The 24,794-nt window shown below is 66.0% G+C and carries 25 protein-coding genes; 3 read left to right on the top strand and 22 right to left on the bottom strand.

Annotated features, from left to right (window positions below):
* Positions 1-161 precede the first annotated feature (161 nt).
* The 4 genes from JOD78_RS20565 to JOD78_RS20550 all read right to left on the bottom strand — a co-directional run bounded on the left by JOD78_RS20565 (position 162) and on the right by JOD78_RS20550 (position 4,802).
* Positions 162-1,736, bottom strand: coding sequence for a cryptochrome/photolyase family protein (locus JOD78_RS20565; protein WP_209567517.1), 1,575 nt, complete (start codon positions 1,734-1,736; stop codon positions 162-164).
* 21 nt (positions 1,737-1,757) lie between these two features.
* Entirely contained in the window at positions 1,758-3,011 is a 1,254-nt protein-coding gene (locus JOD78_RS20560) for an MFS transporter (protein ID WP_245202218.1), read from the bottom strand.
* Positions 3,008-3,604 carry a chalcone isomerase family protein gene (locus JOD78_RS20555; RefSeq protein ID WP_134136646.1) on the bottom strand — a complete coding sequence of 199 codons (597 nt, stop codon included), beginning with the start codon at positions 3,602-3,604 and terminating at the stop codon, positions 3,008-3,010. The genes JOD78_RS20560 and JOD78_RS20555 overlap by 4 nt, the downstream gene beginning before the upstream one ends.
* A gap of 280 nt (positions 3,605-3,884) precedes the next feature.
* Positions 3,885-4,802, bottom strand: a complete 918-nt coding sequence (locus tag JOD78_RS20550; protein WP_039787485.1) for a LysR family transcriptional regulator — start codon at positions 4,800-4,802, stop codon at positions 3,885-3,887.
* A gap of 179 nt (positions 4,803-4,981) precedes the next feature.
* Here JOD78_RS20550 and JOD78_RS20545 point away from each other — a divergent pair, with 179 nt between their 5' ends.
* Genes JOD78_RS20545 through JOD78_RS20535 form a run of 3 tightly spaced genes read left to right on the top strand, consistent with a single transcriptional unit; the run spans position 4,982 to position 8,725 of the window.
* Complete coding sequence (locus JOD78_RS20545) at positions 4,982-5,848, top strand: intradiol ring-cleavage dioxygenase (protein WP_209567515.1); 867 nt, start codon at positions 4,982-4,984, stop codon at positions 5,846-5,848.
* A 7-nt stretch (positions 5,849-5,855) separates the two neighbouring features.
* Positions 5,856-6,929, top strand: coding sequence for a maleylacetate reductase (locus JOD78_RS20540; protein WP_209567514.1), 1,074 nt, complete (start codon positions 5,856-5,858; stop codon positions 6,927-6,929).
* A gap of 59 nt (positions 6,930-6,988) precedes the next feature.
* Complete coding sequence (locus JOD78_RS20535; protein WP_209567511.1) at positions 6,989-8,725, top strand: tannase/feruloyl esterase family alpha/beta hydrolase; 1,737 nt, start codon at positions 6,989-6,991, stop codon at positions 8,723-8,725.
* Positions 8,726-8,745: 20 nt separating this feature from the next.
* Here JOD78_RS20535 and JOD78_RS20530 read toward each other — a convergent pair whose 3' ends face one another.
* The 18 genes from JOD78_RS20530 to JOD78_RS20445 form a co-directional block, all read right to left on the bottom strand.
* Entirely contained in the window at positions 8,746-8,916 is a 171-nt protein-coding gene (locus tag JOD78_RS20530) for a hypothetical protein (protein ID WP_158601272.1), read from the bottom strand.
* 112 nt (positions 8,917-9,028) lie between these two features.
* Positions 9,029-9,799 carry a hypothetical protein gene (locus tag JOD78_RS20525; RefSeq protein WP_121043584.1) on the bottom strand — a complete coding sequence of 257 codons (771 nt, stop codon included), beginning with the start codon at positions 9,797-9,799 and terminating at the stop codon, positions 9,029-9,031.
* A gap of 154 nt (positions 9,800-9,953) precedes the next feature.
* A complete protein-coding gene (locus JOD78_RS20520) occupies positions 9,954-10,661 on the bottom strand; it encodes a 4'-phosphopantetheinyl transferase superfamily protein (RefSeq protein ID WP_121043581.1) in 708 nt (235 codons plus the stop codon).
* A gap of 6 nt (positions 10,662-10,667) precedes the next feature.
* Positions 10,668-11,111 (bottom strand): excinuclease ATPase subunit, encoded by a 444-nt coding sequence (locus JOD78_RS20515; RefSeq protein WP_204725926.1) that lies wholly within the window; start codon positions 11,109-11,111, stop codon positions 10,668-10,670.
* 52 nt (positions 11,112-11,163) lie between these two features.
* Positions 11,164-12,408, bottom strand: coding sequence for a beta-ketoacyl-ACP synthase (locus JOD78_RS20510; protein WP_134136650.1), 1,245 nt, complete (start codon positions 12,406-12,408; stop codon positions 11,164-11,166).
* The gene (gene fabG, locus JOD78_RS20505; protein ID WP_039787283.1) at positions 12,405-13,142 is read right to left on the bottom strand and encodes a 3-oxoacyl-ACP reductase FabG; all 738 of its coding nucleotides are present in this window, start codon (positions 13,140-13,142) and stop codon (positions 12,405-12,407) included. The genes JOD78_RS20510 and fabG overlap by 4 nt, the downstream gene beginning before the upstream one ends.
* Entirely contained in the window at positions 13,139-13,612 is a 474-nt protein-coding gene (locus JOD78_RS20500) for a hotdog family protein (protein ID WP_121043573.1), read from the bottom strand. Before JOD78_RS20500 ends, fabG begins: the two co-directional genes overlap by 4 nt.
* Positions 13,609-14,808, bottom strand: coding sequence for a beta-ketoacyl-[acyl-carrier-protein] synthase family protein (locus JOD78_RS20495; RefSeq protein WP_134136652.1), 1,200 nt, complete (start codon positions 14,806-14,808; stop codon positions 13,609-13,611). Before JOD78_RS20495 ends, JOD78_RS20500 begins: the two co-directional genes overlap by 4 nt.
* A gap of 13 nt (positions 14,809-14,821) precedes the next feature.
* Positions 14,822-15,391 carry a DUF3261 domain-containing protein gene (locus JOD78_RS20490; protein WP_121043567.1) on the bottom strand — a complete coding sequence of 190 codons (570 nt, stop codon included), beginning with the start codon at positions 15,389-15,391 and terminating at the stop codon, positions 14,822-14,824.
* The gene (locus JOD78_RS20485; protein WP_209567509.1) at positions 15,388-17,811 is read right to left on the bottom strand and encodes an MMPL family transporter; all 2,424 of its coding nucleotides are present in this window, start codon (positions 17,809-17,811) and stop codon (positions 15,388-15,390) included. The genes JOD78_RS20490 and JOD78_RS20485 overlap by 4 nt, the downstream gene beginning before the upstream one ends.
* On the bottom strand, positions 17,804-18,412 hold the full coding sequence (locus JOD78_RS20480; RefSeq protein WP_209567507.1) for an outer membrane lipoprotein carrier protein LolA: 609 nt from the start codon (positions 18,410-18,412) through the stop codon (positions 17,804-17,806). Before JOD78_RS20480 ends, JOD78_RS20485 begins: the two co-directional genes overlap by 8 nt.
* On the bottom strand, positions 18,409-18,873 hold the full coding sequence (locus tag JOD78_RS20475) for an acyl-CoA thioesterase (RefSeq protein ID WP_209567505.1): 465 nt from the start codon (positions 18,871-18,873) through the stop codon (positions 18,409-18,411). Before JOD78_RS20475 ends, JOD78_RS20480 begins: the two co-directional genes overlap by 4 nt.
* Positions 18,866-20,446, bottom strand: coding sequence for an aromatic amino acid ammonia-lyase (locus JOD78_RS20470; RefSeq protein ID WP_209567503.1), 1,581 nt, complete (start codon positions 20,444-20,446; stop codon positions 18,866-18,868). The genes JOD78_RS20475 and JOD78_RS20470 overlap by 8 nt, the downstream gene beginning before the upstream one ends.
* Entirely contained in the window at positions 20,433-21,395 is a 963-nt protein-coding gene (locus JOD78_RS20465; RefSeq protein WP_121043559.1) for an acyltransferase, read from the bottom strand. Before JOD78_RS20465 ends, JOD78_RS20470 begins: the two co-directional genes overlap by 14 nt.
* Positions 21,392-22,168 (bottom strand): glycosyltransferase family 2 protein, encoded by a 777-nt coding sequence (locus tag JOD78_RS20460; RefSeq protein ID WP_134136657.1) that lies wholly within the window; start codon positions 22,166-22,168, stop codon positions 21,392-21,394. Before JOD78_RS20460 ends, JOD78_RS20465 begins: the two co-directional genes overlap by 4 nt.
* Positions 22,165-23,958 (bottom strand): AMP-binding protein, encoded by a 1,794-nt coding sequence (locus JOD78_RS20455; RefSeq protein ID WP_245202217.1) that lies wholly within the window; start codon positions 23,956-23,958, stop codon positions 22,165-22,167. The genes JOD78_RS20460 and JOD78_RS20455 overlap by 4 nt, the downstream gene beginning before the upstream one ends.
* A complete protein-coding gene (locus JOD78_RS20450; RefSeq protein WP_121043555.1) occupies positions 23,933-24,499 on the bottom strand; it encodes a hypothetical protein in 567 nt (188 codons plus the stop codon). Before JOD78_RS20450 ends, JOD78_RS20455 begins: the two co-directional genes overlap by 26 nt.
* Positions 24,500-24,502: 3 nt before the next feature.
* Entirely contained in the window at positions 24,503-24,781 is a 279-nt protein-coding gene (locus JOD78_RS20445; protein WP_083859617.1) for an acyl carrier protein, read from the bottom strand.
* Positions 24,782-24,794: the final 13 nt, after the last annotated feature.

Raw genomic sequence — 24,794 nt, 5'->3', positions numbered from 1 at the left:
AATCGTTTTTCGACGAAAAGCAACAGTGCTGCCCATGGGCAAGCCTTTGACGGCCCATTATGCAGAGAATTTCGTGAGTTCGTCAGATTTTGTGTATTTTGCCTGCGTTTTCCGCAGCCGGCAGCAATTATCGCGCGCTGGGAGCGCCTGCCGGTGCGGGTTCAGAGGGTATCGAGCTGGCTGCGCAGGTCGGCCGCGCGTTGTTGCAGGGCCTGGACCTCGTCGGGCTGCATTTTTTTGATCTGCTGATAGGCCATGCCCATGCGCGGGTTGTTGCCGAAGGTGGATTGATGGCGCAGGAAGAAATCCCAGTACAGGGCATTGAAGGGGCAGGCGTCGGCGCCGGTTTTCTGCTTGGGATCGTAGGCGCAGCCCTGGCAATAATCGCTCATGCGGCCGATGTAGGCGGCGCTGCTGACATACGGTTTGGTGGCGATGATGCCGCCATCGGCCCACTGGCTCATGCCGAGGGTGTTGGGCAGTTCCACCCACTCGAAGGCATCGATGTAGATGCCCAGGTACCAATGGTGCAGTTCCTTGGGATCGAGCCCGGCCAGCAGGGCGAAATTGCCGATCACCATCAGGCGCTGGATGTGATGCGCATGGGCCGTCTCCAGCGACTGGCCGATGGCGTGGCGCAGGCAGTTCATGCGGGTTTGTCCGGTCCAGAACCAGGCTGGTAGCGGCAGGCGGTGCGCCAGTGCGTTGCGCTCGTTATAGCCGGGCATCTGCGACCAGTAGATGCCACGCACATATTCACGCCAGCCGATGATCTGGCGAATGAAACCTTCCACCGCCGCCAGCGGCGCTTTGCCTTCCCGCCAGGCCTCCTCGGCGCGGCGCACCACTTCCAGCGGATGCAGCATCTTCACATTGAGCGCGAAGGACAGCAGCGAGTGAAACAGGCGCCGGGCCTTGCTGCTCATGGCGTCTTCATAGTCGCCGAAGTGCGGCAGCACGGTGGTGATGAAGTGATCCAGGTGCTGCAGGGCTTCGGTACGGTCCAGCGGCCAGCGCAGCTGCGTGGCCTGGGGCTCGCCGAAGCTGCGCACACCTTGTGCCTGCAGCATCTCCCACAGGACGCCATGGTCGTGCGGCTGGCGCCAATCCCGGGGCTCGGGCGGATTGCCGGGCCAGCGCTTGCGATTGTCGTGGTCGAAATTCCATTGGCCGCCTTCGGGCTTGCCGTCGGCATCGAGCAGCAGTTCGAAGCGGCGGCGCATCTGACGATAGAAATGCTCCATCAGCCATTGCTTGCGGCCTTCAAAGAGGCGCGGCAATTCATTGCGCGCAGTGAGGAAGTGTTCACTGTCGACCACGGCGGTCTGGCCCTGATGGGCCTGCGCCCAGGTGTCGCCCCATTGCTGCAGGGCCTGGTCGACGCGCCATTCATCCGGTGCCTGCCATTCAACGCGGCTGGCCTGGTAGTGCGCGGCCAGGGCATCGAGATTGTCCACCAGCGACTGGCGGTTGCTGGGATCATCCAGACGGACATAGCGCACCCGGTGTCCGGCCGCGCGCAACTGCTCGCCGAAGGCCCGCATGGCCGCGAAGATGGCCAGGATCTTTTGCGCGTGATGCAGCACGTAGTCGGTTTCGGAACGCACTTCCATGAGCAGATAGACCACCTCAGGATCGGCGTGGTCGAACCAGGAATGCTGCGCATTCAACTGGTCGCCCAGGATCAGGCGCAGGGTGGAGGCGGGAGTGGCGTGCGTGTCGGTCTTTTTCTTCATGATCTGCGAACGGAAAATCGCTCAGGCAGCGTGCTGACGGCCATAGCGCCCCAGCGCCACGAACGCCGCCAGTTTCAGCACGCAAGGCAGGGCCGCGTAGACCAGCGGCAGGCTGCTGCTGGGCCCTTGGCCGGGTTGGTAATCGAGCGCTGACAGCAGTGGCAGGGCGATGCCTGCCAGCGCCAGGGCCAGCTTGCCCAGCATGGTCAGGATGCCGAAGGCGGCACCCACCGAAGCGCGCTGCGTGACCACCCGCGCCAGCAGGACGGGGGGCAGCAGCAGGTCGGCACCCAGTGCTGCACCGGTGGCCAGGCACACCAGCAGAAACGCCCAGCGGTCGCCCGGCCCCAGCAGGACCGCACCGACAAAGCCGGCAATGGAGAGCAGCATGGCCTGACGCCAGCAGGCGATGGTGCCGAAGCGGCGTGCCAGCGCGCTCCACAGCGGCAGTCCCACTGCGGCGGCGCCGAAGTAGGCTGCAAGAAAGCCGCCAGCCAGCGCGCGTTCCTGCAATTGATCCTCGATGAAGAACAGCGCCAGCGTAGCCGGGATGGCGGCCGACAGGGCATTGAGCAGATAAGGCGGCAGCAGCGAACGAAACGCCCGGTTGGCCCACAGTCCGCGCAGCGACTCGGCCCAGCGCTCGCCCTGCGCCATCATCGGCGGAGCCGGCTGGCGCAGCAGCAACAGCAGCGCCACGCCCAGGACCGCGCCGAAGAACAGGCAGTACCAGGTGATGCGCTGGTCGATGAGCGCCGGATCGGAGGCCAGGATGCCGACCGGCACCACACTGGCCAGGATCACGCCGGCCAGCCCCGCACCTTCACGCCAGGGGACGGCGCGCATGCCTTGTTCCGGCAGGCGCGAGCCCCACGACAGATAGGCGATGCTCAGCATGCTGTGCGCGCCATAGGCCAGCACCAGCATCGCCACCAGCCACACCATGGCCGCCTGCGGCGTGGAGGGTGGCTTCCAGAGACAGATGAAGGCAACTGCAAGCACCACCCCGGCAGCCGCCATCCAGCGCTTCTGGCGTTGCGCCGAGCGATCCAGCAAGTGACCAAACAGGGGATCCTGCAGCATGTCCAGCAGGCGCGCGGCGAACAGCACCCAACCCAGCGGTGCCAGGGCCACGCCGACATGGCTGGCGTAGTAAGCCGGGATCTGCACGAACAGCGGCAGCGCGGCCATTGCCAGCGGCGCGCCCAGCAGGCCGTAGGCGGCATTGCTCAGGCGCGCGGAGGGGGGCGTTGCGGGCTGCGGGGCTGTGCTCAAGGCGTTTCCCCGAGCAGGCGGCGGCGCAGGCTTTCATCGCGGCTGGGCTGGCCCAGCCAGATGTTGAAGAAAGAGCGGGCCAGTTCGGGATCGGCGATCTCGGCCAGCATCTTGTCGCGGTCATACAGGCGCATGCCGCGCTGGGGCAGGTAGACACCGACGAGCTCGTCGCCGTCGGCGACGTCGACGAAGGCGCGGTTCAGTTCGCTTTTCCAGCGCGCCAGCGTCGGCCCGGCGATGGGGGCCGGGCTCATGCGCTGGATCTCTTCAATGGAGGTGGAGGCCAGCTTGTCGCGGCTGATCTTGACCTTGTAGTCGAGTTGCAGGGCAAAGGGCTGGCTTTCATCCAGCGGCTTCTGCGCTGCCCACAGCGTGGCCTGATAGATGCGGAAACCCAGCCAGGTCATGGTGCCGCTGCCCACGGTCTGGATCTGCGCGGGCAAGGCTTCGCGCCAGGGTTGTGCAGCGTGTGCGGCGCGGCCGGGCCAGAGGGTCAACAGCGCCATCAGGAACAGCGCGCAGCAGGTCAGACGCAGGTGCTGCTGGCGCAGACCCTGTTGCAGATCGAGGGAGCGAACGGTGGCATCGGGCATCGGGGGTCTCCTCATGGGCAAGAAGCGGCATCACAGTCTTGTCAGCGAGCAATACAGTGCGCTGCATGCCGCCAATACAGTCGGCGGTGTTCTTCAGTACACGCTGAGGGCCTTGGCAATACAGTCTGCAAGGCGATCAGCAATACACTGTCGAGGTGTCAGCAACACCTCGGGCAACAAGATTACTACCAGTATAAGATAAAAGATACTGATCGGTATTTAATATTTACCAATTGGTATGGTGCGGTGGAATGTACGGTAAATGCTTGCGCAGCGCTGCTCATCGTGTCCACTTGCGCTCATAGTCCATTTCCTCGAAATGCTGCAGCAGGAAGTCGACGAAGACGCGCACCCGGGCCGGCAGATGCTTGCGGCCCTGGTAGGCGATGTTGATGGTCAGGCGCGGCAGGTCCCATTCGTCCAGCACTGGCACCAGGCGGCCGGCGACGACGTCGTCATAGATGATGTAGTTGGGCTGGATCAGGATGCCCAGGCCTTCCAGTGCTGCCGCGCGGATGATCTGGCCATCGTTGGACTGCATCAGGGCAGTGATGTCGAGCTGCCGTTCGCGGCCATCGCGATGGGTGAAGTGCAGCAGGTTGGGATGGTTGGAGTGGCTGTACACCAGCAGGTCGTGCGCGGCCAGGTCATCGAGCGCGCGCGGCACGCCGCGAGCGGCGAGATAGCCGGGCGAAGCCGCCAGGATGCGGCGCGTGGCGGCCAGCCGGCGCACGGCGATATTGGAATCCGGCTCGAACTCGCGGGTGCGGATGGCGACATCGATGCCGCTGTCGAGCAGGTCGACGTAGCGGTTGGCCGCGACCACCTCCAGCGTGATGTCCGGATAGAGACGATGAAAGCGCGGCAGCAGCGGGCTGATGTGCTTCATGCAGAAGGACAGCGAGGAAGTCACCCGCAGCAGGCCGCCGGGGGCGACGCTGTTGGCATTGACCAGGGCTTCGGCTTCCTTCATCTGCGTGAGCGCCGCCTTGCAGTGGCGATAGAAGGCCTCGCCCGCCTGGCTCAGCCCCAGCCGGCGCGTGCTGCGTTCCACCAAGCGCGCGCCCAGGCGCTCCTCCAGCGCGGCCAGGCTGCGGCTGGCGGCAGCATTGGACATCCCCAGCGCCTCGGCGGCGCGCGAGAGGCTGCCCAGCTCGGCCACCTGCACGAAGAGTTCGAATTGATTCCAGCGGTCCATGGGACGGGCTTTCCGGGGAAGGGAGCGGGCCGAAGTGGAAAACAGTTTTCCACTTTCGTCATATATCTGCGAAAAGATAAGACCTATATTACCGCTCAGCGGAAAAATCAGTCCAATTACAACACACACGCACAACACACAACACACAACACACAACACACAACAGCGACGAGGAGACCATGCTCAATCTCAATGAAGACACCATTACCCAGGCCGTGCTGGCGCGCCATGCCGGCATGCCCAATGAACGGCTGCGCCAGATCATGACCAGCCTGGTGCAGCACCTGCATGCCTTCGCGCGCGAGGTACAACTGACCGAGGAGGAATGGTTCGAGGGCATCCGCTTCCTCACCGAGACCGGGCAGCTGTGTTCCGACAAGCGCCAGGAATTCATCCTCCTGTCCGATACCCTGGGACTGTCGACGCTGGTGATGGCGCAGCAGAATCACAAGCCCGCCGGCTGCACCGAGGCGACCGTATTCGGTCCCTTCCACGTGGAGAATTCGCCGGTCTATCCGCTGGGTGCGGATATCTCCAACGGAGCCAAGGGCCAGCCCTGCTTCGTCAGCGGCAGCGTGCGCGGGCGCGATGGCCAGCCCGTCGCGCATGCCAGGATGGAAGTGTGGCAAGCCGATGAGGATGGTTTCTATGATGTCCAGTATCCCGACCTCGACCAGTTGCAGGCGCGCGGCACGCTGCATACCGATGCGCAGGGACGCTACCACTTCCGCAGCATCCTCGCCAATTCGTATCCGATCCCGCATGACGGACCGGTCGGCAAGATGCTGGAGACGCTGGGCCGTCATCCTTGGCGGCCGGCGCACCTGCATTTCCGCATCCAGGCCGAGGGATATGAGACGCTGATCACCCATGTCTTCCGCCGCGGGGACGCGTATCTGGAGTCCGATGCCGTCTTCGGCGTGCGCTCCACGCTCATCGCCGACTGGCCGCGCCATGAGGCCGGACGCGCGCCCGATGGCAGCACCTGTGAGCAACCGTTCTACACGCTGGACTATGATTTCATCCTCAATCCTCAGCGCACCTGATCCTGCCATGTCCCTGCCTGCCCACAACAGTTTTACCTATACCAGTTCCGCCGCCCGTGTGATCTTCGGTGCCGGCAGCCTGCAGCACCTGGTGCGCGAAACCGACCTGCTGGGCGCGCGTCGCGCCCTCGTGCTGTGCACGCCCGGCCAGCGCGCCGAGGCCGAGCGCGTCGCCGCCCTGATCGGTGAGCGCTGTGCCGGGATATTCGACCAGGCCGTCATGCACGTGCCCATCGAGACCGCGCGCCATGCCCGTGAAGTCGCACGCGAACTCGGTGCGGACTGCGCCATCGCCATCGGCGGCGGTTCCACCATGGGATTGGGCAAGGCGATCGCACTGGAATCCGAACTGCCCATCCTGGCCATCCCGACCACCTATGCCGGCAGCGAGATGACGCCCATCTATGGCGTCACCGAAGCCGGCCTCAAGAAGACCGGGCGCGATGCGCGCGTGCTGCCGCGCACGGTCATCTACGATCCCGAACTGAGCGCGGGTTTGCCGCTGAAGCTGTCGGTGACCAGCGGCATCAATGCCATGGCGCATGCAGCCGAAGGCCTCTATGCGCCGGATGCCAACCCCATCATGTCGCTGCTGGCCGAAGAGGGGTTGCGCGCACTGGCGGAGGGCTTGCCGCAGCTGGTGGCGCGCAGCGCTGATCTGGCCGCGCGCAGCCAGTGTCTGTATGGGGCCTGGCTGTGTGGCACGGTGCTGGGCAATGTCGGCATGTCACTGCATCACAAGCTGTGCCACACGCTGGGCGGCAGCTACAACCTGCCGCATGCCGAGACGCATACCGTGATCCTGCCGCACGCGCTGGCCTACAACGCACCGGCGGCACCGGAAGCCATGCAGCGCATCGCGCGCGCCCTGGGGACCGACGATGCCGCGCAAGGTGTGCATGCATTGGCTGCCCGGCTGCAGGCACCGTTGTCCCTGCGCGAGCTGGGCATGCCGCATGAGGAGCTGGATCGCTGCACCGACATCGCCCTGCAGAATGCCTATGCCAATCCGCGCCCGCTGGCGCGGACGGCATTGCGGACCTTGCTGGAGAATGCCTGGCAGGGGCGTGCGCCTGAGTGACGTATAGTGTGGCGGTGCAAGCGTTACGTAGACAACGTTGAGACCATCAGGAGACCGCCATGCCACGAACCACCCGCAGGCCCATGCTGTATCCGGCCTTGTTGAGTCCTTGCCTCATCGCGCTGCTGGCCGCATGCAGCAGCGCGCCCGAGAAGCCTGTCACCGACACGCCGGTGAGCACGCCGCAAAGCTGCACCGCCTTGCGTACCTTCACCCTTCCGGCCGCAGCCATCGGCCTGCCCACGCGCGGCGCACGCGTGACGGCCATCGAGAGCGTGGTTGCCAGCGGCGACGGCGCCAAGGCTGTTGGTGCTTACTGCAAGGTGAGTGGCGAGATCAGCCCGGTCGATCCCGCTGCACCGGCGATCCGCTTCCAGGTGGACCTGCCGGCGCAGTGGAATGGAAAGGCCCTGATGTTCGGTGGCGGCGGCTATGACGGCACCATTCCGGACGTGGCCGCCAACGTCCCTGCCGGCGCGGCCACGCAGCCCGGTCCCTTGGGGCGCGGCTATGCCACCTTCGCCAGCGATTCCGGCCACCAGGCCAATGCCACCACCTCGCGCGATGGTTCGTTTGGCAGCAACGACGAAGCCTTGCGCAATTTCGCGGGCGATGCCTTGAAGAAGACGCGCGACGCGGCGCTGGCCATCGTCACCGCCCATTATGGACAGCGGCCTGCACGGGTGTATTTCGCCGGCGGCTCCACGGGCGGACGTGAAGCCCTGGCCATGGCCAGTCGCTGGCCCTCTGATGTGGATGGGGTGATCGCCTTGTATCCGGCCTGGAATGCCGTCGCACTGAACCTGCAGTTTGGCCGCATGACGCAGGCCATGGCGCAGCCGGGGGCTTACCCCGATGCGGCCAAGCGCAAGCTCCTGTTCGATGCCGCCATGGCGGCGTGTGACCGTCTTGATGGCGTGGCCGATGGCGTCATCAGCAACGTTGATGCCTGCAATGCGCGTTTCGATCCGGCCACGGCCTCGCTCAACGGCAAGCCCTTGCGTTGCGAAGGCGGAGGCGAGGGCGGCGACGGTTGCCTGTCGGACGCGCAGATTGCTGCCTTCAAGGTCTTCAGCACGCCGCTGGAGTTGCCTTATCCACTGGCCAGCGGCGAGACGCGCTATCCGGGATTCAACACCTGGGGCACGGATTGGGGCATGGGCACGGGCAGTCCTTTCCAGGCCATCATCCAGACACTGGGACTGGGCACCGAGCAGCCCGCCAATCCGATGCCGGGCGTGAGCAGCAAAGGCAGTCCGCCGTATCACAGCACCTTCTGGGATCAGTGGGTGCGCTACTTCGTTACGCGCGATGTTAACTTCAATCCGCTGGCGTTGGATCCGCTGCGGCCGGGCGGGTATCAGGCGCGGGTGGTGGCGTTGAACGGCTTGCAGGATGTGAATCAGACCGATCTTTCGGCCTTCCGCAACAAGGGCGGCAAGATCCTGATCGCGCATGGCACGGCCGATGCGCTGGTCAGCACGCAGGCCACGCGGCAGTATCTGGGGCGCTTGCAGAAGGCGATAGGGGAACAGCAGCTTGAGGGCTTCGTGCGTTATTACGAGATCCCCGGCTATGGGCACGTGTTTGGTACGGCTTTCAATGCGTCCTGGGATTCACTGACTGCGCTGGAGCAATGGGTGGAGCAGGGGAAGGCACCGGTGGATCAGATCGTGGTGGATACCACCGTGGTACCGGGCCGCAGCCGGCCGCTGTGCCGGTATCCGGCTTGGCCGCAGTATCGGGGGAGCGGGTCCGTGAATGAGGCGGGGAGTTTTGTTTGTGTGGGGCGGTGAGGCATTGATGCATTTACGCATCAATGTTTGGCATAGAGTCTGGCGACGACCATTCCAACGCCGCTGACTTTACCCGTGATGACCTCTTGGTCGCCCTGCGCCAGGATCTGCAACAAGGCCCGGACTTCCGGGTGTCTTCCGTGCTGGCCGATGAGAAAGCCGACGGGGTTGGCGTATAAGCGGTAGCGCATGACCATGCTCCAAATAGATGAGGGCATACGCTAGCTTTTTTGCGGTCCGGCCACAAGATGTACATGAAGAGGAGGCCGGCTTGAACCGGCCCGTTCATCTCCATGCCAGACGTCAATCCACCTCAGGCCGCAACTCATCCTGGAACTGCGCCACTTGTGCACCGCGCACCGAGCAGCCGATGCGGCTGCCGGGGAAGGCGGGGTCGCGCGAGGGTTCGATGACCAGGGTCCGTTCCCCCAGCACGTTGGACTGGCCGCGGTAATAGTCGAAGCGCGTCGTGCGGTGCCAGCCGCCGCGATCGAAGATTTCCATGCGCACGTAGTTGCCGTCCAGTTCGCGGCTGGTGCGCTTGAAGTTGGGGATGGCCGCGCCCAGCACCTTGGCCAGCTGTTCCGGCGCGGCCGGGCTGTAGAAGCCCCAGCTCATCTTCTGCAACTGGCCGTTGCTTTCCGTGCGCTCGTCGTAATAGCCGCTCAGGGTCTGGCCGTAGGCCTGAGCGCTGCCAGCGGCCGCAATGCGGTTGCTGCCGGGTGTGCGACGATCCGGCACATCGATGCTGGCTACCGGGCCCTTGAGCGTGACTACGAAGGCCGGCGGCAGGCTGCCGGAGAACTGGCGCAAGGTGGCCGCAAAGCTGGCGTCGCAGCTGGCCAGGGCCTTGATCACGTTCTCGTACGGTCCGCGCTGGTCGGTCACTGCGCTTGCCTGAACCTTGTTGCGCAATTCATTGCGGGCCTCGTTGCGCTGTGCTGCTTGCTGCGCCTTGATCTCCAACCGCTGCTGCTTGATCTGCAGCTTTGCCATCCGCTCTTCCGGCGTGGAGCAGGCGGTGGTCAACAGAAGTGTGCCGGCTGCGAGCAGCCAGGTGCGTGATGCGGACATGATTTCCCCTTGAAGTGTCTGCTGGTTGTAGGTCTTGTGTGTTGCTCCGGAGTGCCACTGTATTGCTCGCGCCATGCGAAGGTGTATTGCTCCGGTTTGCTGCTGTATTGCTTTGGTCTTGCTTGTGTATTGCCACTGTATTGCTGGCTTCTGGCTACGCTCCCAGCGCCGTACTGCTAGCCGCCATCTCCAGCAGCGCCTGCAGCGCAAGGTCTTGGGTACGATGCTGCCGCGCCGGCCTTGCAGTACATACGCACAGGTGATAGTGCGTCCCTTGCTCGTGATGCAGAAACGGCGTGGCATCGGCGGCCACGGGACCTTCGTGCCGGGCGGCATTGTGACGAAATTTGTAATCGGCCTCCTTGCCACACCACAGGCGATAGAAGGCGGCTTCCCGTTCATCCCCGCTGAGCTCTGCCAGGCCAGACAATTCTTGCGGCGTGAAGGCTAGATCGGCCAGTGAAGACAGGTCGCGTGCGGGAGCCGGTGCTTCGATGTCCACGCCGATCTGCGTGCCTACGCTCACGCCGCAGGCGATCCAGCCACGGCTGTGCGAGAGGCTGGCCGCTGGCTGTGTGATGCCATCAGCGGGCGCGCCGGCGATGCGCACCAGCGGGGCGGCACCGTGCCGTTCGCTCACTTCGATATCGTCCAGGCGGCAACCGCTGGCCTGCATCAGCGCATGCCGCATCAGCAGCCGCGCCAGCAGGAATTCGCAGGCGCGCTGCGGGCGCAGGAAGCCTTGCAGGCGCGTGCGCTCATCCGGAGACAGGACCGCAGCCAGCCGGCCCAGCGTGGCCGGGCACGCGTCCGCGCCGACGAAGGCGCGGCCATCCACGACCCAGGCCACGGTGGATGGCATGGCGGCTTACTGGCCCAGCTTGACGATGTCACCCTTGAGGGCGACACCGGCCATGGTGGCACCGGCGTGGCATTCGAACTGGGTGGCGCTGGCCATTTCATTCTTCTTGTAATAGCTCACGATGTTGACCACGCCATTGCCGCCCAGCTCGCGGGCCTTCTTGTGCAGCTGTACCAGCGCCGAGAGGAAGACCCACTTGCAGGCCTCTTCATCACTCTTGCCAACGGCATTGGTCTTCTGGTTGGTGACGTCGGTGGCGATCTTCTCCAGCACTGCCGGGTGCGCCTGGCCGGCAAAGTAGAACTTGACCGAGCCATCCAGGATTCCTTCCTTGTCCTTCATGTCGGCGGTACTGTCCAGCGGCAGCAGGTGCTTGGTATCGCGCGCCTGGGCCGGCAGGGCGGCGGCCAGCGCCAGGGTGAGTGCGAGGGTGAGGGAAATTGTCTTCATATCGCTTGTTTTCCTTGTCATGAGTGGATGCAGAGGGAGGGGCAGGAGGAGGTCAGGGCCAGCGCCTGAAGATCAGCGAGGTGTTGATGCCGCCGAAGGCAAAGTTGTTCGACATCACGTACTCGCACTGCAGCGCCCGGCCATCGCCGGTGAGGTAGTCCAGGTCGCCGCACTCCGGGTCGGGCTGCTGCAGGTTGATGGTGGGGGCGAACCAGCCGTGGCGCATCATCTCGATGGACAGCCAGGCTTCCAGCGCTCCGCAGGCCCCGAGGGTGTGGCCCATGTAGCTCTTGAGCGAGCTGATCGGCGTACCGTTTCCGAACACGCGCGCGGTGGCCTGGGTTTCGGCCATGTCGCCCTGGCGGGTACCGGTGCCGTGCGCATTGATGTAGCCGATGGCCGAGGGCGGCAAGCCGGCGTCGTCCAGCGCCATCTGGATGGCTGCCTGCATGGTGGCCGCATTGGGATTGGTGACGTGGGCACCGTCGCTGTTGGTGCCGAAGCCGACGATCTCGGCATAAATGCGGGCACCGCGTGCCTGGGCGTGTTCCAGGTCTTCCAGGATCAGGCTGCCTGCCCCTTCGCCCAGCACCAGGCCGTCGCGGTCGCGGTCGAAGGGGCTGGGGGTGAGCTGCGGCGTGTCGTTGCGCACGCTGGTGGCGTAGAGGGTGTCGAAGACGGCAGCCTCGGTGGCGCACAACTCTTCCGAACCGCCGGCCACCATCGCCACCTGGCGCGCGCTGCGGATGGTTTCATAGGCATAGCCGATGCCCTGGCTGCCGGAGGTGCAGGCGCTGGAGGTGGTGATGATGCGGCCGGTGATGCCGAAGAACACGCCCATGTTCACCGGTGCCGTATGCGCCATCATTTTGAGGTAGGTGTTGGCATTGATGTCGCGGGTGTTCTTCTCGGCGAACATCATGGCGAAGTCGGCAATGGCATTGGGCGTACCGGCCGAAGATCCGTAGGCGATACCCAACTGGCCGCTCTTGAGCAGCGGATCTTCCAGCAGCCCCGCATCGGCCAGAGCCCATTCGCTGGCGCGTGTAGCCATCAGGGCGACCCGGCCCATGCTGCGGGTGGTCTTGCGGTTGTAGCGTTCGGACAGCGAAAACTCCACGGCTGGTGCTCCCAGGCGGGTGTGCAGGCCAATGTATTCATCCCATCCGGGCATGCGCTGCACGGCATTGCGCAGGGTCTGCAGATGCGCCAGCGCGCTGTTCCAGTCGGTGCCGATGGGACTGATGCCGGCCATGCCGGTGACCACCACCCGGCGCTCGTTGCGAGGGCGCGTCATGCCAGGCCTCCGTTGACCGAGATCACCTGGCGCGTGATGTAGGCCGCATCGGGCGACATCAGGAAGGCCACGGCGGCGGCCACTTCTTCGGGTTTGCCGGCGCGGCGCGCGGGGATCAGTTTGAGGATCTCGTCGACGGGGGCGTCTTCGGTCATGTCGGTATCGATCAGGCCGGGCGCGACGCAATTGACGGTGATGTCGCGCTTGGCCAGTTCCAGCGCCAGTGCCTTGGTGGCACCGATGACACCGGCCTTGGCGGCGCTGTAGTTGACCTGGCCGCGATTGCCGATCAGGCCCGACACCGAGGCCAGGGTCACGATGCGGCCGGCCGCCCGCCGCCGCACCATGGGCATGACCAGCGGGTTGAGCACGTTGTAGAAGCCATCGAGGTTGGTGCGCAGCACGCTGTCCCAGTCCTCGCCCGGCATGGCGGGGAAGGCGTTGTCGCGGGTGATGCCGGCATTGCAGACCACGCCGTAGTAACAGCCGTGCTGTTCCACATCGGCCAGCAGGGCCTGCGCGGCCTGTTCGCGATGGGCCACGTCGAATTGCAGCACGCGGGTCTGGCGGCCCAGCGCGGCGATCTCGGCGGCGACCTGGTCGGCAGCATCGCGCCGGGCGTGGCAATGCAGGACGATGTCATATCCCTCGCGTGCCAGGCGCAGCGCGATGGCGCGGCCGATGCCCCGGCTTGAGCCGGTAACGAAAATGCTGTGTGCTCCCGATGTGGTCATGCCATGCCTTCTTGAAGATAGTGTGTTGCATCGTGCGGCTGGAATACCGACACGGTGGCTTGCGCCAGTTCTTGTTGGGTCGCCAGGTCGGTGATGCGGCACTCGAAGGAACCCAGTCCGTTCTCCGCCTGCAGCAGCAACTGCACCGATACACCCAGCCGCATGCCGGTGGCGAACTCCGGCACGCTGCAGCCATAGCGGCGTGCCCCCAGCAGGAAACCGATCTTGGCGTGGCCGCCCTTGATCCGTTCCTGGTAACCGGCCCAGGCTGCGATGCTCTGGGCCATGTATTCGATGCCGACCCAGGCGCCCACGCCAGTGCCGTTGTGGAACAGGCTCTCGGGGCGGATCTCCAGCTCGGCCTGCAGCCGGTCTTCACTCACTGCGACCACGCGGTCGATGAGAATCATGGGCGCGGCGTGCGGCAACAACTGCTCTACCGGCGGGATGCTGTGCGGGAGCGAGCTCATGCGTTTTCCTCGCGCGAAAAGACCAGCGCGACATTGCTGCCGCCAAAGGCGAATGAATTGGAGAGTACGTGCTGCAGTGGCCTGCCGAGGCACTGGCCGACCTTGACCGGAGCCAATGGCGGCAGCGCCGGATCGGCAACGCCATCCCACAGATGGGGCGGCAGCAGGCCGTGCGGGTTGTCATCCTGCATCAGCAGCCAGCACAGGCCGGCTTCGATGGCGCTGGCCGCACCCAGGGTATGGCCGGTGAAGGGCTTGGTCGAACTCACCGGTACCTCCAGCCCGAACAGTGCCTGCACCACGCGTGACTCCATCGCATCGTTCTGCGCCGTGGCCGTCCCGTGCAGGTTGATGTAATCGATCTGGGCGGCATTGAGTCCGGCGCGGCGCAGGGCCTGGCCGATGGCCAGTTGTGCGCCCCGGCCTTCGGGATCGGGGGCCGAGACGTGATAGGCATCGGAAGACTCGCCCCAGCCACTGAGCCGGACCGGTGCGCGTTCGCGCGTGAGCAGGAACAGCGCTGCACCCTCGCCGATGTTGATGCCGCAGCGATGCAGCGAGAGCGGATTGCAGCGTTCGCTGCTTACCGATTCCAGCGCCGTGAAGCCGGAGATGGTGAATTCGCACAAGGTATCGACCCCGCCGCAGAGGACGGCATCGCACAGGCCCATGTTGAGCAGGCGCGCGGCGCTGGCGATGGCCTTGCCGCTGGAAGCGCAGGCGCTCGATTGCACGTAGGCCGGACCGCTGGTGCCCAGCGTCAGTTGCAGCGCGGCGGCCGGCGACCCCAGCTCCTGCTGGCCGTAGTGGTAGCCGGACGGGAAGCGGCCGCTGGCGGCACGCGCCGCAAAGGCGGCTTCGCCCTCGGCGATGCCGGAGGTGCTGGTGCCCAGCACGATGCCGATGCGTTCTGCACCGTAACGGGCGATGGCGGCATCGACCTGAGGACGGATACGTTCCAGCGCCGCCAGCGCCAGGCGGTTGTTGCGGCTGCGCTCGCGCAGCGGCAGGTGGTCGTCTGCGGGAAGGAGCGTGTCATCGGTCACCGCGCCCAGGGCCAGCGGCGCGCCTTGGGCGTCGCGGTAGCGCGCATCGGCGCGCAGGCCGCTGTGGCCGGCCAACAGGCGCGCGCGGATGGCCTCATGCGTGCTGCCGAGCGGACAGACCATGCCGAGGGCGTTCAGATAAAGGCTCATGCGTGTGGCGATGTCATTCAGAGGTCACCACCGACTGTATGGTCAGCTTGTAGTGGTAACGCAGATTGTTCAGGATCACTTTGCCTCCCCAGCGGCGCTGGTCGGGGTAGTCGATCACGGCAATCGTTTCGCCGTGGAGCAGGAGGGTACGTTGAGCCTGGGCTTCGCGCAACTCCCAGCCCTCGGGAAGAGCCTGGCGGATGGCGTCGGCGGGCCACAGTGTCAGCTGGACGTCCTGCAGTACATCTTCACCTTGCACCTGGCTGGGCAGCATGGGGTGGCGCCAGACCTGCAATTGCTTGCCGTCATAGTGAAGCGACATGACACGCTGGCCAAACGCCAGGCCGACCAGGTCGACATGGTCGGCATCGATTTCCAGCGCCGTGTCGAGCTGGTCGACACGGTTGCCGCGCTCCACCGTCAGGTGTTGCTGCAGGCTGATGTCCTGGCCCAGCGCGGCCGGCGGCAGGCGCAGGGACAGGCGCGCCGACGGGCGCGTATCCGGGGGTAGCGGGCTGGCACAGCCGCCCAGCAGCAGGAGGATGGCGGCGCTCATGGCGGCCAGCAGGCGGGAGGGCTTCATGCGGATTCCTTGTCCGGCTGTGCGCGCTGAACCTGGAGCGGTTCGCGGCCGGGATGGGTGAACAGAGGGGCCAGCAGCCATACCAGCAGCATGCCGCACAGCATGGTCAGGCCGAAAGCGTGCAGCGGCGGGCTGTGGCTCAGGGCCAGCAAGCCGAAGGACAGCAATGCGCTGGCTGCCGACAGGCCCACGGTCAGCCAGGCGTGGGGACCCTGGTGGCCGGAGGCTTCCAGCAGGAAGATGCCGTAGTCCACGCCCAGCCCCAGCACCAGCAGTCCGGCCAGGACGTGGAACAGCTGCAGCGGCAGGCCCAGCCAGCCGAACAGGCCCAGCGTCAGCAGCGAGGCCAGCAGCGGCGGGGCCAGCGCGCGCCAGGCGCGGCGGCGATAGCGCAGCGCCAGCAGGGCGAAGATGGCAGCGTAGGCACACAGCAGCGCCCAGCCCATGGTGATGCGGTATTGGCGCAGCACGGCCGAAATGTCGCCCACCTTGTCCACCCATTGCACGCCCGGCAGTCCATCGGCCACGGCGGCCAGGCGGTCCAGCTGGCGATAGTCGCTCAGGCCGCGCAGGGCCACGATGCTGGCGTACTGGCCCTCCACTTGGCCCAGCCAGAGGTGGCGCGAGGCGGCACCGGCCGGGGTGGCCAGGAATTCTGCGGGGGTGAGCGGCTGGGCGTTGTCCAGCATGCGCTGGCGCAACGCTTGCGCCCATTGCGGGCTCTCATCGATGGCTTGCGCGGTGAGGATGACGGCGTCGGGCGCTGTACCTTGGGGCTCCAGCAGTGCGCGCCGCAGCAGGGTCAGGTTGTCCTGCTGGCGCTGTTGCGAGGGGACCCAGTTGGACACGGCCTGTACGCCGCTGATGAGCTTGCCTTTTACCAGGGGTTGCAGCTTCTCGCGCAGGGCTTCTTCCTGCCGCAATACGGCCTCGGGGGAGGCGCCGCGCACCAGGTAGAACTGGACCGGGGCGGCCATGTCCAGCAACTGGCTGATGCGGATCTGGTCCTGCAGCAAGGCCGGCGGACTGTTCTGCAAGGCGCGGATGTCGTCGCTGCTGTGCAGGCGGGTGATGCCGGCGAGGGCCAGCCCGATCAATGCCACCGCCGCCGGCAGAACCAAGTGCCAGGCTGCGCCGCCCAGCAGGTCAGGCCAGCGGGCGATGCTGCGGCCGAAGCGTTGCGCTTGCGGGCTGGCACGCAGGCTGTGCGGACCGATCAGGCGGGGGAACCAGCAAGCCACCGTGAGCCAGGCAAACACCAGTCCCAGGGCCGAGAACACGGCCATTTGCTGCAGGCCGGGGAAGGGCGTCAGGGCCATGCCGAGATAGCCGATCAGTGCCGCCAGCAGCATCAGCGCCAGCCCCGGCAACAGGCGGCGCAGCAGGGTTGTCGAGTCCTGCGTGGCCGGCGCGGCCAGGCGCGCGCAGAGAAAGTAGATCCCGTAGTCCTGGGCGATGCCGATCAGGCTGGCACCGAATACCAGCGTCAGCAGATGGATCTTCCCGAACAGCAGCATGCTCACCGACAGCGCACCGAGGCAGCCGACGGCGATGGACAGGGCGATGTAGAGAATCGGCTTGAGCGAGCGGAAGCTCAGCCACATCAGCAGCAGGATGCCCAGCAGCGAGCCGGCACCGATGGTGGCGCTTTCGCTGCCGGCCTGGGCGCTGGCAGCGGCCGCATGCAGGATCACGCCGCCGGTGATGACCTCGCTGGCCTCGCCGTGTGCCGCCTGGCGCGCCTGCGCCAGCAGCGGCACGATCTGCTCCTGCGCCTGCATGGAAAACGCCGGGGCCTTCAGTTCCAGCAGCAGCAGGGCGTAGTTCACGCCATCGCGCTCGACGAAGAGCTGGCCGTCGCGCGGGCGCACGGGCGTCTCCCTGGCGCGTTCCTGCACCCAGTCGCTGAAGAGTCCGAAAGGATCATCCTGCCAGGCACCCAGGCGGGGTCCGCCGAACGCGCCGTACAGGCCGCTCAAGGCGCGCTGGCTCCATGCCTGCGGCGTGCCGCTTGCCAGCTGGGCGCGCTGGGCCTCACTGAGCAGCAGGCTGCGGCTGCCCGCCAGGCTTTCGAGCCATTGGTTTTGCCATTGCGCGTTGTCGCCGCTGATCGGGGCGATCAGGCCGGAGTGCGCGCGCAAGACCGTGAGGTAAGTCTGCGCGCCGGCCTGGGCCCGGCTCCAGTCGCGGTCGCCCACCAGCACCACCAGCTTCTGCTGGGCCGCATCGACCATGTGCGAGAAGGCTTGCTGGCGTACCGCATCGCGGCCACCGGTGCCCGGCAGCAAGGCCAGGATGTCGGTATCAGGACTGGCGCGCTGGCCCAGCCACAGCCAGGCATTGTGGCCGGCCACCAGCAGCACCGCCAGCAGCCAGGCCAGCGCCAGCAGGCGCGGCTGGCGGCGCGCGGGCTTAGTCAAACAGGGCTCCTTCGTCGGCCGTCATGGCACCCTCGCCGGTCTTGATGGCCGAAAAACGGATCTCGGTGCGGTCGCCGCTGGCTTCCTTCATGTCGACCTTTTCCACATAGCCGGCACCGGCCAGGCTGATGTCGCCGATGGCCTTGGCCAGTGCCGGCTGGCGCGCCTTGAGCGCGACCTGCCAGTGGCCCTCGCGCAGGCTGCCATCGAGTTCGAAGAGCGTATCGAGCTGGCTCAGGTCGCCTGCCAGCAGGGAGAACAGCACGCTGTTGATCATCTTGACCACCGGCTCCTGTTGCGCATCGAGCTTCATGGCCACGCGGCCATCCTGGATCTGCACGATGGCCTCGCGCGTGATGCGCAGGGTGCTGGGGAAGGGCTGCAGTGTCTGCCACAGGATGCCCCGGCCCTTGAGCACGCAGAAGCGGCCCTGGGCCTGCAGCGGCTTCTTGATGCCGGTCAGTTGCTTGGTCTGGTCGAAGCGTCCGCACATCACGGCCGGCTTGGCCAGGGTGGCCTGGATCTGTTGCACCGGGGCGGCGGCGTGAGCGGGCAGCGCCGCCAGCCAGGCCAGGGAGACGAGGAAGGTTCTTGCGTTCATGGGGCAGGAGGCGTCAGTCCGAGCTTGTGCCACAGTACCGGGGGCGATACGAAGCACATCTCGTGGTTGTTCATCTGCACCGCCACCTGGACGGTGGAGGCGCGGGTCAGGCGTGCGCCGCTGGCGGCGTCGCTGATGAGGTAGCCGATGCGCAGGCGGTTTTCCCACTCGACGATGGCGGCACTGACGCGGATGCGCTGGCCGAAGCGGGCCGGTGCGGCATAGCGCAGGTGCAGATCGATCACCGGCCAGCCATAGCCGGATTCCTTCATGGCCGGATAGTTGTAGCCGAGGCCGTCGAGCAGGGCGCAGCGCGCGGCTTCCATGTATTCGACATAGCGGCCATGCCAGACGATTTCCATCGGATCCAGGTCATAGAACTGGATCTGCAATTCGACTTCGCCGCGCCACGGGGAATTGGCCAGGGTGACTTTGCCCGCCGGCAGGACGGTCTCACTCATACAGGCTCCAGGCCTGGGCGCGGATACGCTGCAGCAGCAGGCGCAGGTCGGGCTCCAGCATGCGGTCTTCATCGACCACGGCAATGTCTTCGGCCAGCGCAGCCTGCATGGCGGCCAGGCGGCCGGCGGGCAGGTCCTGCAAGGGCGTGTCGCCGGCCTGCTGGCGCTGGCTGCGCAGCCAGACACCCTGGCGCACCGTGATCAGCAGGGCGGCGGCGACCTGTTCGGTCAGCTCCAGCACGCGCAGGCAATCGCGTGCGGCAATCGTGCCCATGCTGACCTTGTCCTGGTTGTGGCATTCGGTGGAACGCGAGAAGACCGAGGCCGGCATGGTCAGCTTGAGGGCTTCGGCGGTCCAGGCCGAGGCGCTGATCTGCAGCGCCTTCAGGCCATGGTTGATGGGGGCTCGCGGGCCTTGGGCACCGGACAGATTGGCCGGCAGGCCGTTGTTGTAGCGCTGGTCTACCATCAACGCCATCTGGCGGTCGAGCAGGTCGGCGATGTTGGCCACGGCGGTCTTCATGCTGTCCATGGCGAAGGCGATGTGGCCGCCATAGAAATGGCCGCCATGCAGCACGCGTTCGCCGTCGGGGTCGATCAGCGGGTTGTCGTTGGCACTGTTGAGTTCGTTCTCGATGAACTGGCGCAGCGACGGCAGGGCGTCATTGAGCACGCCGATCACGTGCGGCGCGCAGCGCACCGAATAGCGATCCTGCAGGCGCTTTTCGTTACGGTGCGCCTGGCCGCACGGCAGGTCGCGCTGCAGCCAGCCGGCCACCTGCTGCTGGCCCGGATGCGGCTTGGCCGAGAACAGGGTGGCATCGAAATGGTGGGCATTGCCGTCCAGCGTGAAGCTGCTCATGGCCGTGATGCGGGTGGCCAGCTGGCACAGGTAGCGGGCGCGGTCGAAGGCCAGGCAGGCCAGCGCGGTCATGACGGCCGTGCCGTTCATGATGGCCAGGCCCTCCTTGGGACGCAACCGCAGCGGCGTCATCCCCGCTCCCGCCAGTGCCTCGGCGGCCGCCACCGTGGCACCGTCGCGCCAGACCTGGCGTTCACCGCACAGCACCGCCGCCAGGTAGGACAACGGCGTCAGGTCGCCGCTGGCACCCACCGAGCCCTCGCAGGGAATCTGCGGCAGCAGGTCGTGGTGCAGCAGGCCGGTGATCTGTTCCAGCAGGGCCACGCTCACGCCCGAGAAACCCTGGCACAGCGAATTGAGGCGGGCGGCCAGGATGGCGCGCGATTGCTCCGGCGTGAACAGCGCGCCCAGGCCGCAGCCGTGGTAGGTGTAGAGGTGATGCGGCAGTTCCGGGACCAGGTCGGGCGGGACGGTCACCGTGCAGGAATCGCCATAGCCGGTAGTGACGCCATAGATGGTGCCATCCTCGCGCAGCAGGCGGTCCAGGAAATCGGCGCCGCGCGCAATGCGCGCACGGAAGCCGTCGGCATCGTGCAATTGCGCCGTGCGCTCGCGCCGCGCCAGTGCCACGACATCCTCGATGGAGAGAGGCTCGGCACCGAAGCGGATGGGGCTGCTGCTGGCGGAAGAGGAAACGTCAGTGTGAGGCATGGTGTTCGTCCAGGGCCGAGTCGGCCCAGAAATCATAGAAATTGAACCACTGGTAGGGCGCTTGCAGGCAATGCGCTTCCAGTCGTGCGGCGTAGGCGCTCGCCAGTTCGGCCAGTACTTCGTCGCGCTGCTTGCGCGGCAGGACGATGCGGTCGCGGAAGGCTTCGAAGCTCACCTCCGCGCCCTCGGCGCTGCGGCGCGAGAACATCAGGTAGACCGGACATTGCAGCAGTGCCGCCATCACGTAGGGCCCGATCGGGAAAGGCGCGATCCGGCCCAGGAAGGATGCGCGAGCTACCCGAGGCTGCGGCGAGACCGGGACGCGGTCACCGGCGATGACCACGAACTCGCCCTGCGCCACTTTCTCGGCCAGCACCATGGCGGTGGCCGGGGACATGTCGGTGACCTGCATCAGGTTGAGCTGGCTGCCGGGATCGAGCTGGGCCAGCATCTGGTTGAACGCCTGGGCATGCCGCGTGTGCACCAGCACCGTGAGCTTCAGAGCCGGATGCTGGCGGCCGATCACGCGGCACAATTCGAGGTTGCCCAGGTGGGTGCAGATGATGAGTCCGCCGCGTCCGGCGGCGATGGCATCGGTGATATGGGCGCTACCGGTCAAATGAACTTTATTGATCGGGAACAGGCCGCCCCACAGCAACATCTTGTCCAGCAGGCTTTCGCCGAATGCGGCGAAGTGAAGGAAAACGCCAAAAAGTCCGGACCGCAGCGGCAGTTGCGGACGGTAGCTGCGGACTTGCGCCAGGAAGCTGCGCGAGGCCTGGCGGGCGCGGCCATTGGCGGCGATGTACCAGCACAGCACCGGATAGAGCATGAGCCGGAAGGGCAGCCGGCCCAGCAGGCGATGGACCGCGAACAGCAAGCGCATGCCGGCCACGAAGCTGACTTCGTTGATCTGCGCCCAATGGCGCGCGCGGTGGGGCTGGCTCATGCGCTGCGTCCGCCCAGCCGACGCCAGCTGCCGCGCGCCAGCAGCACGGGCGCACGCAGCAGCATGCCGAAGAACAGGCGGGCATGCATGCGCGAGATCAGGACATTGTCCAGCCAGACCTGGAAATGCGACACGCCGTCGGCCGGATAGCGCACCCGCGTGGCGAGGTTCTGCACGCGCAGACCGCGCCAGTAGAGGCGTACCAGGATCTCGGTGTCGAAATCCATGCGCCGGCCGATGTGAGCCTGGTCCATCAGCTGCAGCGTCGGAGCCAGCGGATAGAGCCGGAAGCCGCACATCGAATCGGCAATCTCCAGTGAAAGCGTGTTGATCCACACCCAGACGTGGGTCAGGTAGCGCGCATAGAGCCGGCCCTTGGGTACGCTCTCGTCGTAGATCGGCTTGCCGTTGATGACGGCGGCCGGCGCTGCCTGCGAGGCCGCCAGAAAGCGCGGGATGTCGGCGCTGTCATGTTGGCCGTCGGCATCGATCTGCAAGGCGTGGGTGTAGCCGGCTGCGGCAGCATGGCGCAGGCCGGTCATGACGGCGCCGCCCTTGCCCTGGTTGTGCGGATGGACCAGCAGCGTGATGTGCTGCGGATCGGCTGCGGCCAGCTGCTGCAGCACGGTGGCGCAGGCGGGACTGCTGCCATCGTCAACCAGGATGCAGGGCAAGCCGTGGCCGCGCACGGCGGCGACCACCGCGCCGATGGCGTGTTCGTGGTCATAGACCGGGATCACCACGACGGTGCTGTGTGAGATGCCGGTCTTCATGCCGCCCCCAGCAGGAAGCGGCCGCTGGCATGCTGCCCGGCCTCCGAATGCAGACGGAAGGCCAATTGTGACTTGGCCGCATCGTGCTGCAGTTCCAGCACGACGCGCATGCCGGGCGTGATGACGCGCTGGAATTTCAAGGCCTGCAGGCCCAGGAACCTTGGCGGCAGGCTGAAATAGCGCCGGCCCAGGATCAGCGACCACTCGGTCTGCACCACGCCGGGCAGGATGGGCGAGCCGGGGAAGTGGCCCTGGAAGTAGAGCAGCTCGGCGGGGATCTCCAGCGCCAGTTGGACCTGCTCGGCGGTGCGTTCAAGTTCGGTCACCCTGGGCAGGGTCGGCGGGCTGGTATTTGCCGCGCCCGTGTTTTCCAGGAGTGCCGTCAGTGCCGAGAGCGTGACCTTGCCCTGCGGGTTCAACGGCAGCGCGGGCAGGTAACGCCACAGGCGAGGCAGGGCGATGGCTTCGACGGCATCGGCCAGGCTGGCCTTGAGGGCGGCATTGAGGGCCAGTTTGCCCTGGCCATCCAGCACGGCCTGGCCTTGCGCCGTCGGCACCACGAAGGCGGCGATGAACTGGCGCGCCCTGCGGCCCTGGTGCACGATCACGCGCACGTCTGCCACCAGCGGGCTGGCGGCCAGTCCTTGTTCGATGCGGGTCAGAGAGATGCGCTTTTCTTCGAGCTTGACGATGCGGTCGCTGCGTCCGCGCAGTTCGAAAGCCGCCGGCAGGCCATCCACCAGCATCGCGCGGTCAGCCATGCTGAACCACTGTTCATCGGGCAGATGCGGAGAACGGACTTGCAGCGCGCCTTCGGCACCGATGCGTACCGACACGCCGGGCATGGCCTGCCAGTGTTCGAGGCGTTGCAGCAGATCACTCTCCGGCTGCCGCCAGGCGATGCCACCGGTCTCTGAGCTGCCATAGATTTCCAGCGGACGGTGACCCAGCAGGCGGGCGGCATCGCGCGCGGCCTGTGCCGGCAGTGGACCGCCGGACGAGAAAATGGCGCGCAACTGCCGCGCGTCCGGCTGCGTGACCTGCTCGGGCAGACGCGTCAGATGCGCCGGGCTGGACAGCAGCAGCCAGGGACGCGGACCCGTCATGCGCTGCAGATCCTCCGGGAAGAAGGCGCTGCCGGCATGGATGGGACGTCCCGCACAGAGTGCCCAGAGCACTTTGAACAGCAAGCCGTAGATGTGCTGGTGCGAGATCGTGGCCACCACGTCGGCCTGGCCCGCGATGCTGCCGAAGAGCGCCTCCAGCGTGGCCACTTCATTGGCCATCTGGCCGAGCTGCTTGGGGATGGCCTGCGCCTGGCCGGTACTGCCGGAAGTGTAGACCACCAGTCCGGTGAAATCGGCGCGCAGGGCAGGCCAAGGTGCGAGAGCATCGTCAGGGATGGTATCCGCAGCCGGCCACAGGGCCGGCCAGTGGGCACCGAAGTCTCCCGCGAATGCATCGACCTCGGTACGCAGCTGGCGGCAGGTCTCGGGCAGGGTATCGCTGGGCAGGTAGGCTGTCTTGCCGGCCAGCCAGATACCAAACAAGGCGGCGGCGAAATGCAGTGTATCCGGATGGAACAGCGCAATACGCTCGCCGGGCGTGGCCATGATCAGATGCCGCCAGCGCAGCACCTCGGCGCGCCAGGCGGTGTGCGTGAGTGCGGCCCCATCGCGCCACCCGATCACGCGCTCACCGTCGAAGGCCTGGAAGGGGAGCTGCAGCAGGTCCAGCTGCGCGGTCGTGTTCATGGCGGCCACCTCACGCATGATGCTGGCGGCGTACATACAGACGCACCAGATATTCGCCGGCGAACAGCACGCCCATGGCGACGTAGGAAATGACTCCGGTGTACATCGACCACACCGCAGGGGAGGCCCACAGGGCGGTGCCCAGGGCGATGCTGCCGTTGACCGCGAAGAACAGGCACCAGACCTGGGTGACCCGGCGCGTGTAGGCGACGACGAACAGGGGCAGGTCCGGAGAACTCAGGCGCGCCATGCGTTCGATCACCGTGGGCGGCTTGTAGAGGCTGTAGCCGAACAGCGCCAGCATGCCGGCGCTGATGGCCACCGGATAGAGCTTCAGCGGCAGCAGCGCGTTCCAGAGCAAGGCCGGTGCGGCCAGTGCCAGCGCGGCCACGCCCATCCAGCGCAGGGGGCGGCCAGTGCGGCTGGTGAACAGGCGCACGGCGGCGATGAGCACCAGCAAGAGGGCCAGCAGGCGCGGTTCAAGCTTGCCGTGGGCATACCAGATCAGCAGGGGATACAGCAGGATCAACAGCGGGCCGGCCAGGCTGGCCAGCCGCGACATCGCAGGAGGCTTCATGCCTTATGCGTGCGCTTGTTCGCGCATCAGGTTCGCCAGGATCTCGACCACATCCTGCACGGTACGCACGCTACGGAAGACGTCGGGCTGGATGCGCTTGCCGGTAGTCTGGTTGAGTTTGACGACGATGTCGACGGCATCAATGCTGTCGATGTCGAGGTCGGTGTAGAGGTTGGACTGGGGCGTGATGGCGGCTTTGTCAAGCTCGAACATCTCGTGCAGCATATCGACGATCCACACGGTGATTTCGTCCTTGGTCATGTCAGGTGTGAGAGTGGTCATGATCTGCTTCTCT

Origin of the sequence: Herbaspirillum sp. 1130 (assembly GCF_017833835.1) — a bacterium.
In the GTDB taxonomy this organism is placed as follows: Bacteria; Pseudomonadota; Gammaproteobacteria; order Burkholderiales; family Burkholderiaceae_D; genus Herbaspirillum; species Herbaspirillum huttiense.
The sequence above is the reverse complement of the archived record's forward strand: the minus strand, read 5'-3'. Positions and strand labels throughout refer to the sequence as shown.